The sequence below is a fragment of the Streptomyces sp. AN091965 genome, assembly GCF_022698285.1.
Lineage (GTDB): Bacteria > Actinomycetota > Actinomycetes > Streptomycetales > Streptomycetaceae > Streptomyces.
Window position 1 is genome coordinate 7537343 of record NZ_JALDMY010000001.1, and the last position, 13152, is coordinate 7550494.

The 13152-nt window shown below is 72.4% G+C and carries 12 protein-coding genes; 6 read left to right on the forward strand and 6 right to left on the reverse strand.

Annotation, left to right across the window (positions count from 1 at the left end; translation table 11 throughout):
• The first annotated feature begins 10 nt into the window (after nucleotides 1-10).
• The 3 genes from MQV74_RS32055 to MQV74_RS32065 are packed head-to-tail and all read left to right on the forward strand — an operon-like array spanning nucleotide 11 to nucleotide 2463.
• Nucleotides 11-925, forward strand: coding sequence for a glutamate ABC transporter substrate-binding protein (locus MQV74_RS32055; protein WP_242725852.1), 915 nt, complete (start codon nucleotides 11-13; stop codon nucleotides 923-925).
• Between the two features lie 9 nt (nucleotides 926-934).
• Complete coding sequence (locus MQV74_RS32060) at nucleotides 935-1579, forward strand: amino acid ABC transporter permease (protein WP_138962542.1); 645 nt, start codon at nucleotides 935-937, stop codon at nucleotides 1577-1579.
• Complete coding sequence (locus MQV74_RS32065) at nucleotides 1576-2463, forward strand: amino acid ABC transporter permease (protein ID WP_242725855.1); 888 nt, start codon at nucleotides 1576-1578, stop codon at nucleotides 2461-2463. Before MQV74_RS32060 ends, MQV74_RS32065 begins: the two co-directional genes overlap by 4 nt.
• Nucleotides 2464-2511: 48 nt before the next feature.
• Here MQV74_RS32065 and MQV74_RS32070 read toward each other — a convergent pair whose 3' ends face one another.
• From MQV74_RS32070 to MQV74_RS32080, 3 genes are all read right to left on the reverse strand, one after another.
• Entirely contained in the window at nucleotides 2512-4065 is a 1554-nt protein-coding gene (locus MQV74_RS32070; RefSeq protein WP_374120805.1) for an alpha/beta fold hydrolase, read from the reverse strand.
• Nucleotides 4066-4255: 190 nt separating this feature from the next.
• The gene (locus MQV74_RS32075) at nucleotides 4256-5452 is read right to left on the reverse strand and encodes a L,D-transpeptidase (RefSeq protein ID WP_374120725.1); all 1197 of its coding nucleotides are present in this window, start codon (nucleotides 5450-5452) and stop codon (nucleotides 4256-4258) included.
• 219 nt (nucleotides 5453-5671) lie between these two features.
• Nucleotides 5672-6418: a hypothetical protein gene (locus tag MQV74_RS32080; protein ID WP_242725861.1), complete on the reverse strand. Its 747-nt coding sequence runs from the start codon at nucleotides 6416-6418 to the stop codon at nucleotides 5672-5674.
• A gap of 104 nt (nucleotides 6419-6522) precedes the next feature.
• On the opposite strand from MQV74_RS32080, the gene ggt reads away from it, so the two are divergent.
• On the forward strand, nucleotides 6523-8409 hold the full coding sequence (gene ggt / locus MQV74_RS32085; protein WP_242725864.1) for a gamma-glutamyltransferase: 1887 nt from the start codon (nucleotides 6523-6525) through the stop codon (nucleotides 8407-8409).
• Here the strand turns inward: ggt and MQV74_RS32090 are convergent.
• A complete protein-coding gene (locus MQV74_RS32090; protein ID WP_242725867.1) occupies nucleotides 8406-8600 on the reverse strand; it encodes a hypothetical protein in 195 nt (64 codons plus the stop codon). The two genes, ggt and MQV74_RS32090, sit on opposite strands and share 4 nt — an antisense overlap.
• 77 nt (nucleotides 8601-8677) lie before the next feature.
• The gene (map, locus tag MQV74_RS32095; RefSeq protein WP_242725870.1) at nucleotides 8678-9445 is read right to left on the reverse strand and encodes a type I methionyl aminopeptidase; all 768 of its coding nucleotides are present in this window, start codon (nucleotides 9443-9445) and stop codon (nucleotides 8678-8680) included.
• Between the two features lie 48 nt (nucleotides 9446-9493).
• Between map and MQV74_RS32100 the strand changes: the two genes are divergently transcribed.
• Nucleotides 9494-9745 (forward strand): helix-turn-helix domain-containing protein, encoded by a 252-nt coding sequence (locus MQV74_RS32100; protein WP_138962549.1) that lies wholly within the window; start codon nucleotides 9494-9496, stop codon nucleotides 9743-9745.
• Here the strand turns inward: MQV74_RS32100 and MQV74_RS32105 are convergent.
• Nucleotides 9702-10913 (reverse strand): Cmx/CmrA family chloramphenicol efflux MFS transporter, encoded by a 1212-nt coding sequence (locus tag MQV74_RS32105; RefSeq protein WP_242725873.1) that lies wholly within the window; start codon nucleotides 10911-10913, stop codon nucleotides 9702-9704. The two genes, MQV74_RS32100 and MQV74_RS32105, sit on opposite strands and share 44 nt — an antisense overlap.
• Nucleotides 10914-11377: 464 nt before the next feature.
• Between MQV74_RS32105 and MQV74_RS32110 the strand changes: the two genes are divergently transcribed.
• Nucleotides 11378-13027, forward strand: a complete 1650-nt coding sequence (locus MQV74_RS32110; protein ID WP_242725876.1) for a hypothetical protein — start codon at nucleotides 11378-11380, stop codon at nucleotides 13025-13027.
• Nucleotides 13028-13152: the final 125 nt, after the last annotated feature.

Sequence of the window (13152 nt, forward strand, 5' to 3'; positions counted from 1 at the left end):
GACGAGTCCCATGCGTACGACACGTCTGCTCGGGCTGCTCACGGCCCTGTCGCTCACCGCGCTCGCCACCGCCGCCTGCGGCAAGGAGGGGAGCCCGCCGACCAAGGGCCCCGCCGCCGGGAAGCTGCCCGTCTACCGGGTCGCCGAGGGCTTCGAGCTGCCCGGTTCCGGCACCTGGCGCAAGGCCAAGAACCGCGGCCGCTTCGTCGTCGGAGCCAAGGAGGACCAGCCCTACCTCGGCGAGAAGGACCCCGCGACCGGGCGCTACTCGGGCTTCGACATCGAGATCGCCAAGATGGTCTCGGCCTCGCTCGGCCTGGACCCCAAGCGCATCTCCTTCAAGACGATCGCCTCCGCGAACCGCGAGACCGCCCTGCAGAACGGGCAGATCGACTACTACGTCGGCACCTACACCATCAACGACAACCGCAAGAAGCTCGTCGGCTTCGGAGGCCCCTACTACATGGCGGGCCAGGGGCTGCTCGTGCGCCACGACGAGGAGGACATCAAGGGCCCGAAGGACCTCGACGGCAAGCGCGTGTGCTCGGCCGCGGGCTCCACCCCGTACCAGCGCATCCAGAAGGACTACCCGAAGGCCACGCTCGTCGCGTACGACACGTACTCGGTGTGCGTCGACAACCTGCTGACGTACCAGGTCGACGCGGTCACCACCGACGACGCGATCCTGATCGGCTACGCGGCGAAGGTCCCCGACGAGCTGAAGGTGGTCGGCAAGCCCTTCTCCGAGGAGCCCTACGGCATCGGCGTCCCCCGGGGCGACAACACGCTGCGGTTCGCCATCGACGACGCCCTCGCCGCCCGCGAACGCGACGGCGACTGGAAGAAGGCGTACGACGCGACCCTCGGCCTGTCCGGGGTCCCCGCGCCGGAGCCGCCCGCCATCGACCGCTACCCGGCGAGCTGAGGAGGCGTCGTGGACGTACTGACGGACAACTTCTCCACCTACGGCGAGGGCTTCCTCGGCACGGTCGAACTCACCGTGTACGCCTCCGTCCTCGCGCTCGTGCTCGGCTTCGTCATGGCCTCCTTCCGGGTGGCGCCCGTCGGCTCCTTCCGGGTGTTCGGCGCGGTGTGGGTGGCCGTCCTGCGCAACACCCCGCTGACGCTGCTCTTCTTCGCCGTCCTGCTCGGCCTGCCGCGCTTCGGACTGGTGCTGCCCTTCAAGGTGTTCGCCGTCCTCGCGCTCGGCTGCTACACCTCCGCCTTCATCTGCGAGGCGCTGCGCTCCGGCATCAACACCGTGCCCCGGGGGCAGGGCGAGGCGGCCCGCAGCCTCGGCATGACGTTCGGTCAGACCCTGTCCGTGGTGGTGCTCCCGCAGGCCTTCCGCTCGGTGATCCCGCCCGTGGGCTCCACGCTCATCGCGCTCGCCAAGAACTCGGCGATCGCCGGCGCCTTCAGCGTCACCGAACTGCTCGGCACCTACAAGACGCTCAGCGAGCTCGGCTACAACATCGTCTGGACCTTCCTCTGGATCGCCCTTGGCTATCTGATCATCACCCTCGCCATCAGCGCCGTCTTCCACATCCTCGAGAAGCGCTGGGGAGTCGCCCGATGACCACCACCGCCGAAGCCACCGCCCTCTACGACATCCCGGGCCCCAGGACCCGCAGGAGACACCTGCTGTACGGCGTCCTTTCGACCGCCGTCATCGTCGGGCTCGTCGCCTGGGTCCTGTACCTGCTGTTCGACACCGACCAGTTCACGCGCACCAAGTGGACGCCGTTCGAGTACAAGGGCATCCAGGAGCTGCTCCTGCGCGGGCTCGGCAACACGCTCAAGGCCTTCGCCATCGCCGCCGTGCTCTCCCTTGCACTCGGCGCGCTGCTGGCCACCGGGCGCCTCTCCGAGCACCGCGTGGTGCGCTGGCTGGCCACGCTGGTCGTGGAGTTCTTCCGGGCCATGCCCGTACTCGTGATGATCTTCTTCGTCTTCGTGGCGCTGAAGGTCCAGCCGCTTCCGGCGCTCGTCGCCGGGCTGACGCTCTACAACGGCTCCGTGCTCGCCGAGGTGTTCCGCTCCGGCGTCAACTCCGTCGAGCGCGGACAGAGGGAGGCCGCCTACGCGCTGGGGATGAGAAAGACTCAGGTCATGTCGTACGTCCTGGTGCCACAGGCCGTGCGGGCCATGCTGCCCGCCATCATCAGCCAGTTGGTCGTGGCCCTGAAGGACACCTCGCTCGGTTATCTGATCACCTATGAGGAGTTCCTGCACGCCGGGAAACTGATCGCGTCGAACCTCGACTACGATTTGCCTTTCATCCCCGTGGTCATGGTGATCTCACCGATCTACATCGGGATGTGCATGCTGCTGTCGTGGTTCGCCTACTGGGTGTCCAAGCGCCAGCGGCGCAGTCCCAAGACAGAGGCCGTGGACGTCGCCCCGGCTGAACCAGGGACGCTGCTGCCGGGAGGGGGTCCCCCCAGGGCCCCCGCCCCCTAGGGGGGAGCAGTAGCTGGAGGGCCAGGCCCGCCCGGCAGCAGCCGGTGATCACTGCTCGCGCAGGGGGATCGACACGTACGACGGGTCGGTCCCGGGCGAGGAGAAGGTCAGCTGCGCGCCGGACGGGTTGTGCTCGATATAGAGCGGGTCGACCGTGTCGACCACCAGGGCGAGCCTGTGTCCTGCCGGGACGTCGTAGGCCGTGGAGAACAGCTCCAGGTCGACGCCGAACGGCTTGCCGGGGGTCTTGCCGTGGAAGGTGTACGGCGCGTTGCTGACCAGCTTGCCGAGGCCGAGCGGGCCCACGTCGTAGAGGTACGCGATGAGGGTTCCGCTCTCCTTGGTGCTGGTGAGCGTGGTGTGCAGCTTCGCCGTGCCGCGCACGCGCTGGGGCCGCTCGGCCCGCTGCCCCTGCCAGACGGCCGCGTACCGGCGCGGCAGCAGCGGCATCGACGCCATCGGCGGCAGCTTCAGGAACTGGTCGAGGGCGTTGGAGAGCATCACGATGCCGCCGTTGGCGCCGGAGTCGACGTTCGCGCGGATCGTGGTGGTGCCCGCGAGGTCCAGCTCGTGCCGGGTGGCGCCGACCGACTTCCAGTCGGGGTAGCCCTCGTAGCCGCCGGTGGAGCGGGACTTCAGCTGGACGGGCTGCTCCTGGTCGATGCCGTTGCGCTCGCCCTTCAGATAGCGGTCGAACCAGCGCCGGGTGTTCGTCCAGGTGTCGTTGGGCAGGCCGAACAGGCCGGTCGCCTCGGCCGTCGCGTGGTCGCCGGGGCGGAACTCCAGGCGCTTGGGGCCCTTGAGCTTCTCGTAGAACGCGGCGTACGCGTTGGGCGGGAAGATGGTGTCTCCCCAGGCGTTGCCGAGCATGACGGCGGCGCCGTTGCTGTTGATCCGGTCCAGATGCGTCGCGGGGGAGCGCTTGGCGCCCCACGCGATCATCTCGTCCTCCTGGTCGAGGTCGGAGGCCAGGAAGTGCTTCAGGATCCGCTGGAGCTCGGCGCTCGGGCGGCCGGTGAGATAGCCCGCGCCGCCGAGCAGGGCACTCGCCTGGACGTGCTGGGTGCGGCCGCTGTAGATGGACTCGACGAGGTCGCTCCAGCCGCTGAGGGCCGCGACCGCCTTGACCCGCTTGTCGTGCCCGGCGGCCAGCAGACTGATGCCCGCCCCGTAGCTGACGCCCGCCATGCCGACCTTGTCCGGGTCGGCGGGGGTGTTCCGCAGCGTCCAGTCGATGACCCGGGAGGCGTCCGCGACGTCCTCGGGGCCGCCGACCTCGATCTCGCCGCCGGACTGCCAGAAGCCGCGCGAGTTGTAGCTCACCACCACGTAGCCGGCGTCGGCGAGCTTCTTGGCCTGCGCGATGTACTCGATCTGCGGCATGGCCCAGCTCGTGGGCAGCACGACGACGGGGTACGAGCGGTCCGCCGCGGCGCCCTCGGGCGTGACGACGTTGGCCTTGAGGACAGTGCCGCCGTCACCGGGGATGTCGACGAAACGGACGCCGGGCGCGGCGGCCCGGGACGGGGGTGCCGCCTGCGCGGCGGGGGCGGCACCGGCGACGAGCGCCACCGATACCGCACCCAGAACGGCGGTCCGCACAGCTCTGCGTGTTTTTCCCACGGGTCACTCCTCACACATGCCGGTGCAAAGTGACCCGACGGTAACCGCGCGGGATTACCTCGGGTAACCCGTCGGTAAGTTACGTACGGGTAACGATAGTTGAGCGGTGGAGTTCATCCGCCGTGGAGCTCGTGCGGGGCAGGGCTTCTCCGCTGCTCGCCGTGCGGCCTCAGCGCAGCGCGCTCTTGGCCTGCCAGTCCGCCCACGACAGGTTCCACTCGCCGAAGCCGTTGCCCGGATCCGGCGTGCCCTTGGAGCCGTTGCCCGAGACCTCGAACGGGTCGCCGATCTGGACCTGGCCGTACAGCCACGCGGCGTTGCCCGTGCTCATGCCGACGCAGCCGGAGCTGTGGTTGGTGTTGCCGAAGTACGCCGCGTTCCAGGGGGCCGCGTGGGCGTACATGCCCGACCAGGTCAGGCGCATCGAGTAGTCGACCATCTTGTCGTAGGCGTTGCCCAGGCCGACGGTCTCGGAGCGCATGTTGATCGTGCCCTCCTTGGCCATCAGGACCGACGTGCCGCCCCAGGAGGCCTTCTCGCCGCCGGGCGTGCCCGCGGACATCGGTACGGTCTTGACGGTCTTGCCGTCGCGCGTCAACGTAGCGGTCTTGTTGTCAAGATTGACCTTGACGACCTGGTTCTTGCCCACGGTCATCGCGGTGTCGTAGTCGCGCACGAACCAGCCGCCGTCGGCGCCGGAGTCGACCCCGTTGAGCTGGGCGTCGAGGGCGACCTCGGTGCCGGACTTCCAGTAGTCCTTGGGCCGCCAGTCGACGCGGTCCTTGCCGTCGTAGTTCTTGATCCAGCCCCAGGAGCCGACGGTGTCGTCGGACGTCTTCACCTTGAGGTGCTTTTCGACCTCCGCCTTGTTCTTGACGGGGTGGTCGAAGACGATCGACAGGGGCTGGGCCACGCCGACGGTCTTGATGTTCCGGCCCGGCGTGATGGTGACCTTGTTGACCTTCTCGGGCGCGGCCGTGGTGAACGCCTTGCCGGCCTTGCCGCCCTCCTGAGTGGTGGCGCGCACGGTGTAGCTGGTGCCGGGCGCGGCCACGCGCGCCGAGGTCCAGCCGCGGCCGTCGGCGGAGACCTTGCCGGGCAGCTCGCCGCCCTCGGCGTCGGCGACCTTCACGTCCTTCAGCTTGGCGTCGCCCGAGGCCAGCTTCACGGTGACCGGGACGCCCGCCTTGGCCTGCTTGCCGGTGAGGTTCACCGAGAGCTTCGGCTTCTCGGCCTCGGCGCCGTCACCGGAGCCGCCGCCGGAGCAGGCGGTCAGGGCGGCGGCCAGGGCCGCGGTGCCCGCCACGGCCGCGTACCGGGGGCGTATGGAGCGGCGGCTGGAGCTCAGGGACCTGCGGGACCTCAAGGAAACGTACCTCCGTGCGGATGTTCATGCCTGCCCGGAGTGAGAGGGCGGAGGGTTCCCCGCGGTTGCCTGTTGTCCGGAAAATCCGGACTGCGTCATGGAAGCGTTATGAGGGTCTTGCGTTCTGTGAACGTTTGCTCACTTGGCGCGAGCTCGCGCGGCGCTTGCTCGGTGCTCGTGCGGTGCTTGTGCGGCGCTTGCTCGGTGCTTGGGTGGTGCTCATTTGGCGCGGTGCGAGCTGCGCGCGGACTGTGCCGGTATCGGTTCCCGGGCGGCCTGGGTCACCTCCCCGATCAGCTCGACCACGTCCGGGCCGTACGCCTGGGAGTTCACGACCTTCAGGAGGAGCACGAAGGAGCCGCCGTGCTTGCGTGCCAGGCGCTCGTGGTGGCGGGCGAGATAGCGGGTGGCCGCCTGGTTGGTGATCGCGCGCTGGCCGCAGAAGAGGAACACGGGCCGCGCGTCCTGCCCGGCGGTGAGCCGTGCGAGCAGCACGTACTCCGCGATGCCCGCCTCCATGCGGTAGCGCTCCGCGCCGATCTGGAAGGCGCCGCGGTCCGGGCCCGGCTCCGGGTCGGCGTTCACGCGCACGCCGGGCAGCAGCGAGTGCATGTGCGCGGCCATCCGGCGGTGGATCGCGGGATTGCCGAGGCAGAACTCGGTGCGCTCGCCGAAGCCCTGCTGGGCGGCGTCGTGGGCGACGACCTGGGTGTGCGCGCCGCAGTCCTTCACCACGGCGGACAGTTCGAGCAGCGAGAGCACGTCGTGCCGGGTCACGGTCAGCTCCGGGCCGCCCGCCTCGCGATTCACGACGAACAGCGACTCGGAGTGCTCGGGCAGCCCGAAGAACGCCCGCTTGCGCCGCAGCCTGCGCCGAGCCAGGTACGCGCGGGCGTACAGGGCCAGGGCGGCGCTCACGACGGCCGCACCGGGGCCGAGGACGAGAAGGCGTACGTCTTCAGTCATGGGCGCGCATGCTAGCGGCCGTCCCTGGCCACCTGGGGAGGCGCCGTGGCCGGGGACCGGGCGCGAAGTTACGCTGCGCGGAGGGTTGTTGACCGGAGGTGTTCATGCGGCATGACGTGGTACGGAATCTGACGCTATTGGCGGTGGGCGGGGTATTGGTGACGGTCGGTGCGGCCGCGCCCCCTTCGCCTTCGCGCACAGCGGAACCGGGCACTGCGGCCGAAGCGGCCACACATGCCCAAGCGGACACAAGACCGGATTCGGCCCTTACGGCCGGTGCGTCCCGGACTCCGCAGAAGGTGCCCGAGGCCGTCGGCTACGGCGGGGCCGTCGCGAGCGTCGACGCGGACGCGTCCGCCGTCGGCATCGAGGTCCTGAAGAAGGGCGGCAATGCCGTGGACGCGGCCGTCGCCACGGCCGCCGCGCTCGGCGTCACCGAGCCGTACTCGGCGGGCGTCGGCGGCGGCGGGTACTTCGTGTACTACGACGCGAAGACGCGGAAGGTGCACACGCTCGACGGCCGCGAGACGGCCCCGCGCACCGCGGACGCGGACCTCTTCCTGGAGGACGGCAAGCCCCTGCCGTTCGCGGACGCCCAGACCAGCGGCCTCGGCGTGGGCACGCCCGGGACCCCGGCCACCTGGCGGGCGGCGCTCGACAACTGGGGCAGCGAACGGCTCGGCACGCTCCTGCGGCCCGCCGAGCGCCTCGCCCGCGACGGCTTCACGGTGGACCGGACGTTCCGCGCGCAGACCGAGGCCAACCAGGCGCGCTTCAAGGACTTCCCGGACACGGCGGAGCTGTTCCTGCCGGGCGGGAAGCTGCCGGTCGTCGGCTCCACGTTCAAGAACCCGGACCTCGCGCGCACCTACGCCGAGCTGCGGCGCGAGGGCATCGGCGCGCTGTACCGGGGCGACATCGGCAAGGACTTCGTACGGACGGTCAACAAGCCGCCGGTGGACCCGGCCTCGGGGCGCGACGCGCGCGCCGGTGACCTGTCGATGAAGGACCTGCGCGGCTACGAGGTCAAGGAGCAGGCCCCCTCGAAGACCACGTACCGCGGGCTCGGGGTCTACTCGATGGCCCCGTCGACGTCCGGCGGCACGACGGTCGGCGAGGCCCTGAACATCCTGGAGCGCGGCGACCTCTCGCGCGTGAGCAAGGCGCGCTATCTGCACCGCTTCATCGAGGCGAGCCGGGTGGCGTTCGCCGACCGGGGGCGCTGGGTGGGCGACCCCGACTTCGAGGACGTCCCCACCAAGCAGCTGCTCTCGCAGCGGTTCGCGGACTCGCGCGCCTGCCTCATCAAGGACGACGCGGTGCTCAAGAGCCCCGTGGCGCCCGGTGACCCGCGCGACCCGCGGCCCTGCGCCACCGGCGGCAAGGCGGCCCCGACGACGTACGAGGGCGAGAACACCACGCATCTGACGGCGGCCGACAAGTGGGGCAACGTCGTCGCCTACACCCTCACCATCGAGTCCACCGGCGGCAGCGGCATCACCGTGCCCGGGCGCGGCTTCCTGCTGAACAACGAGCTGACCGACTTCTCCTTCGCGCCCGCCCGGCCCGGCGTGTACGACCCGAACCTGCCGGGGCCCGGCAAGCGGCCGCGCTCGTCGATCGCGCCGACCATCGTGCTCGACGAGGACCGCGAGCCGGTCGTCGCACTGGGCTCGCCCGGCGGCGCGACCATCGTGACGACGGTCCTGCAGACCCTGACCGGCTTCCTGGACCGGGATCTGGAACTGGTCGACGCGATCGCGGCGCCGCGCGCCAGCCAGCGCAACGCCGCGCAGACGGAGCTGGAGCCCGGCCTGTGGGACAGCCCGCTGCGGCGCGACCTGGAGGCGCTCGGCCACTCCTTCAAGCAGAACCCGGAGATCGGGGCGGCGACCGGCGTCCAGCGGCTGCCCGGCGGCAAGTGGCTCGCGGCGGCGGAGCCGGAGCGCCGGGGCGGCGGATCGGCGATGGTGGTGCGCCCGAGCTCCTAGAGCCGCTCGGCCGAGAGCCGCTCGGCCACGAGCCGCTCGGCCACCGTGTGCACCGGGGCCCGTACCGCTCCTTGGGGCGGTGCGGGCCCCGTGCGCGTGCGCGCCGCTGTCGTGCGGCCGCGTGTGCCCGGGGGCGCGGGCGCCCGCAGGACCGCCTCGTACCCGTACGGGAGCCCGTCTCGCCCCGTCATGGGCCCGTACGAGCCCCTCGGGCGGGCCTCAAGGGCTCGTACGGGCGGGTCGTACGGGGTTCCCGTACGCGCGTCGGTCAGAGGGCGGTCAGGATGCGCGGTCCCGCGGCCGTGATGGCCACCGTGTGCTCCGCGTGGGCGGCGCGGCTGCCGTCGTCCGTGCGCAGCGTCCAGCCGTCCGGGGCGGCGTGGAAGCCGTCCTCGCCGCCGCCGATCACCATCGGCTCGATGGCGAGCACCATGCCGTGGCGCAGGGGCATGCCGCGGCCCGGCCGCCCCTCGTTCGGCACGGAGGGGTCCTCGTGCATCTGGCGGCCGATGCCGTGGCCGCCGAAGCCGTCCGGGATGCCGTACCCCGCGGCGCGGCAGACGGTGCCGATGGCGTGGGCGATGTCCCCGATCCTGTTGCCCACCACCGCCGCGTCGATGCCTGCCTGGAGGGCGCGCTCGGCGGTCTCGATCAGGCGGACGTCCTCGGGGCGGGGCGTGCCCACGACGAAGCTGATCGCGGAGTCGCCCGCCCAGCCGCCGAGGTGCGCGCCGAAGTCGGCGGAGAGCAGGTCGCCGTCGCGCAGGCGGTAGTCGTCCGGGATGCCGTGCACGATCGCGTCGTTCACCGAGGCGCAGAGCGTGGCCGGGAAGGGGACCGGGGCGAACTCCGGGTGGTAGTGCAGGAAGGGGGAGGTCGCGCCCGCGTCCTTGAGCACCTGGTGCGCCACGTCGTCCAGGTCGCGCAGGCTGACGCCGACGGTCGCCGCGGCCCGCACCGCGGCCAGGGCCCGTGCGACCACGCGCCCCGCTTCCCGCATCGCGTCGATCGATGTGTCTGTCTTGAGTTCCACCATGCCAATTACTATACCGGTATTTGAATGGGGTGCGCGTAGACTGGCGCCATGGTGCGCACTCCTCTGACCCCCGAAGAGCGCGAGCGCGGTGAGCGGCTCGGCCGACTGCTGCGGGAGGCGCGTGGCGCGCGGAGCATGGTGGAGGTCGCCGCGAGCGCCGGCATCTCCGCGGAGACGCTCCGCAAGATCGAGACGGGCCGGGCGCCGACGCCCGCGTTCTTCACGGTCGCGGCGCTCGCGGTGACCCTCGAACTGTCTATGGACGAGGTGGCACGGACGTGCGTCCTCGTCCCGGTGTGAGGTCCGCGGGGCGGACCCGCGCCGAGCGGCGGGCCAGGAGGGCCGCGCCGCCCCCCGTCGCGAGCGCGAGCGCCATCAGCGCGGCGCTGACCCACAGCGGCGAGCGGTAGCCGAGCCCGGCGTCGATCGCCCGGCCCCCGGCCCAGGGGCCCACCGCCGCGCCGATGTTGAGCGCCGCCGTGGCGAAGGCCCCGCCCAGGGTGGGTGCCGCCGTCGCCGCGTACAGCGCGCGGGCGATCAGCGTGGAGCCCACCGCGAACGACAGCGTGCCCTGGACGAAGGCGAACGCCACGGTCGCCGCGGTGTGCTGGGCGGTCAGGGCGAAGGCCGCCCACCCCGCGAGCAGCGCGAGCGAACCGGCTACGAGCAGCGGCAGCGGACGGCTGTCGGCCACGCGCCCGCCGAGCGTGACCCCGACGAAGGAGCCGAGCCCGAACAGGGCGAGAAGGCCGGGCATCCAGGCGTCCCCGACCCCGGCGACGTGCGTGGCGAGCGGTTCGAGATAGGTGAAGGCGCAGAACGTGGCGCCGTTCACGAGCGCGCCGAGCAGCAGCGTCACCAGCAGGCGCGGGGCGCGCAGGGCGGCCAGCTCCGAGCGTGCGCTCGCCGGTGCGGCGCCGGGGGAGTCCGACGGCACGGACCGCGCCACCGCGACGACGGCGGGCAGCGACACCAGGGCCACCGCCCAGAACGCGGCGCGCCACCCCCAGAGCTGGCCGAGCAGTGCGCCGCCCGGCACGCCCGCGACGCACGCGAGCGTGGTGCCGCCGAGCAGCACGGACGTCGCCCGGCCCTTGGCGTCCGGCGCGACCAGGCCCGTCGCGGTCGCGAGCGCCACCGCGAGGAACCCGGCGTTGGCGAGCGCGCCGACGACCCGGGTGGCCAGCAGGACGCCGTAGCTCGTGGTGAGCGCGCCCACCACGTGCGCGAGCAGGAAGGTCACCAGGAAGGCGAGGAGCGCCCGGCGGCGCGACCAGCGCAGGCTCAGGACCGCCATCAGTGGCGCCCCGACGACCATTCCCACGGCGAAGGCCGAGGTCAGCGTGCCTGCGGCGGAGACCGACACCTCCATGTCGGCGGCGATGTCCGACACCAGGCCGGACAGCATGAACTCGGACGTGCCCTGAGCGAACACGGCGAGGGCGAGCAAGTAGAGGACCAACGGCACAGCGGGACTCCAGCGTCACGTCACCACGGCGTGGGCGCGACGAACCCATGACGGTGCACGGGGGGCCCACGGAGTGGATGAGGAAAAGGGGAAAGGTCCGTGACTGCGGCGCGGTGATGGTCCCGAGGCATGGCCGCCGCGGAGCCCCCTGCGGGGCTGCTACGCGTACGCGACGTCAGCCGGATCGACTGGATCCGTCCGGATCAGCCGGAGCTGCCGGATCAGCTGGATCCGTCCGGATCAGCCGGATCGGCTCGGATCAGGAGCGAGGCCACCGGAGCGCGCCGGTGGCCGCCGTCTGTCGGCTTCGGGACTGGACATGTGCGCAGACTAGCCACGCTTCCCGCCGCACGTCCACGTAATTAAGGCGGGCTCCGGAAAACCACGTGTAGCCGTCCCGTAACGCGTCTGGTGTTATCTTCCGGACCGGCAGACCCTAGTCTCCCAGGGGACGGTGCCCGACGATGGCAGTGGGACAACTCCCGGAACGAATAACGGAGTTCGCGCGGTACTTGAACGACCTCCTGGCGCGCCTCGACCAGAGTGCCGGGTGGTGCGGCGTGTTCTGGTCCCGCGACCCCGACGGCATGCGGGCCTGCCTCGACGGCACCGAGGTGCCGCCCTGGGACGTGGTGCAGGCGCTGCTCCACGACCTCGCGGCCGACGCCGGCGTGGGGGTCGCGCAGGCGGAGACCGGCCGCGCCCGGTCGCTGCACGCCGCGTCCGTGGCGGCGCACGACGACCGGCCCGGCGGCCGCGAACTCCTCAGCGACCGGCTCGACATGATGCTCCAGGAACAGCGGTTCGCGGTCGAGCGGGAGCAGGAGCTCGCCCGCGCCCTCGCCCTCGCCGCGACGCCCGACGAGGTGGACCGCATCCATCTGGACCTGGCCTGGGTGCGCGACGACCACGAGCGCGCCGCGGCGCGCTGCGGCGAGCTGCGCCGGCGCATGGAGCGGCTCGACCGGGCGCGGGCGCCGCACTGGGTGGACTTCGGCGGCGCCCCCTCGGAGGGCGGGGACGTCGACGTCGCGGAGTTCCCCGCCGACCCGTCCGGCACCGCGGCCGAGCCCCGCGCCGCCGTCGACCGGGGCGGCGCGTACGACGGTCGGAGCGGCGCGTACGACGACGGCCGAGGCGGCACGCCCGACGACGACCGCGCGCTCTCCTACGACGACGGCTACGACGACGGCTACGGCTACGGCGGTGACGGTCGCGCGGAGGAGTACGGCCGTGACGGCCGCGCCGCCGCCTACGGCACGGACGGCCACGACACCGCCTACGGCCACCCCCAGAGCCCCGAGGACCCCGTTCCGCCCCGCCGGGACGCCGAGCGCGAGCCCGGCCGGGACGCGGCCCCGCGGGTCCCCGCCCAGTCCGGCCGCTCCCGGCTCGGGGTGCGGCGGCGCCCGCGCGGCGCCCGGTTCGCGGGCCTCGACGGCGTGGGCGACGACGCGGCCGGGCCCGTCGCCGCGCCGACCGCCGAGGCCGCCCCGGGCACCCCGCGCGGCGCCCGCTACGTCCAGGCCGTCGACGCGCCGCCGCGGGCGCACCCGGAGCCGTCGGCCGCACCGGACGGCGCCGCGGCCGACGAGCGCGCCACCGTCGACGCGGTCAAGGCCCTCATCCGGCTGCGCGGCGAGGGCCGCAGCGGCGAGGCGCACGGCGTGCTCGTGGAGGCGGCCGGGTGGCCCGCCGCGCGGCTGCCGCTGTTCGCCGACGAGCTGCACCACGCGGGCCTCGCGGCCGACTGGGCGACCCTGCTGTGGGAGGCCGCCTCGCTGCCGCCCGACCGCCTCGTGGCCGTCGCCGACGCGCTCGCGGGCGCGGGCCGCGCCGACGACTGCCGCAAACTCCTGCGCCAGGGCGTGGCCCGGCCCGCCCCGGAGATCGCCGAGTCGCTGCTCGCGCTCCTGGACGCGGGGCGCGAACGCGAGGCCCGCGCGCTCCTCGACGCATATGTGCGCGTGCGTACCGCCGAGGACGTCGCGGCCTGTGCGCACGCCGACGCGCAGCGGCTCATCCCGCTGCTCCTGGAGATGGCCAAGGGGGTCTCCGACGAGCACCACTGGGACCTCGTGCACGCGCTGCGCGTCGCGGGCTTCACCACCTGACCGCCGCCCGCGCGGTGTGCGCGGCCGCCCGTCCCGCACCCGCTCGGGTGATCGGTGGCCCATGAAACAAGATCGACTCCGCCGCGTTGAGGCGATGGTCTTGGCAAGGCCGTCCATGGGGCTTA

Excerpts from the sequence above, each read along its gene's own strand:
- MQV74_RS32080 (WP_242725861.1), bottom strand. The coding sequence starts at position 6,418 with ATGACTGAAGACGTACGCCTTCTCGTCCTCGGCCCCGGTGCGGCCGTC.
- MQV74_RS32055 (WP_242725852.1), top strand. The coding sequence starts at position 11 with ATGCGTACGACACGTCTGCTCGGGCTGCTCACGGCCCTGTCGCTCACC.
- map (WP_242725870.1), bottom strand. The coding sequence starts at position 9,445 with ATGGTGGAACTCAAGACAGACACATCGATCGACGCGATGCGGGAAGCG.
- MQV74_RS32100 (WP_138962549.1), top strand. The coding sequence starts at position 9,494 with ATGGTGCGCACTCCTCTGACCCCCGAAGAGCGCGAGCGCGGTGAGCGG.
- MQV74_RS32110 (WP_242725876.1), top strand. The coding sequence starts at position 11,378 with ATGGCAGTGGGACAACTCCCGGAACGAATAACGGAGTTCGCGCGGTAC.
- ggt (WP_242725864.1), top strand. The coding sequence starts at position 6,523 with ATGCGGCATGACGTGGTACGGAATCTGACGCTATTGGCGGTGGGCGGG.
- MQV74_RS32065 (WP_242725855.1), top strand. The coding sequence starts at position 1,576 with ATGACCACCACCGCCGAAGCCACCGCCCTCTACGACATCCCGGGCCCC.
- MQV74_RS32090 (WP_242725867.1), bottom strand. The coding sequence starts at position 8,600 with ATGACGGGGCGAGACGGGCTCCCGTACGGGTACGAGGCGGTCCTGCGG.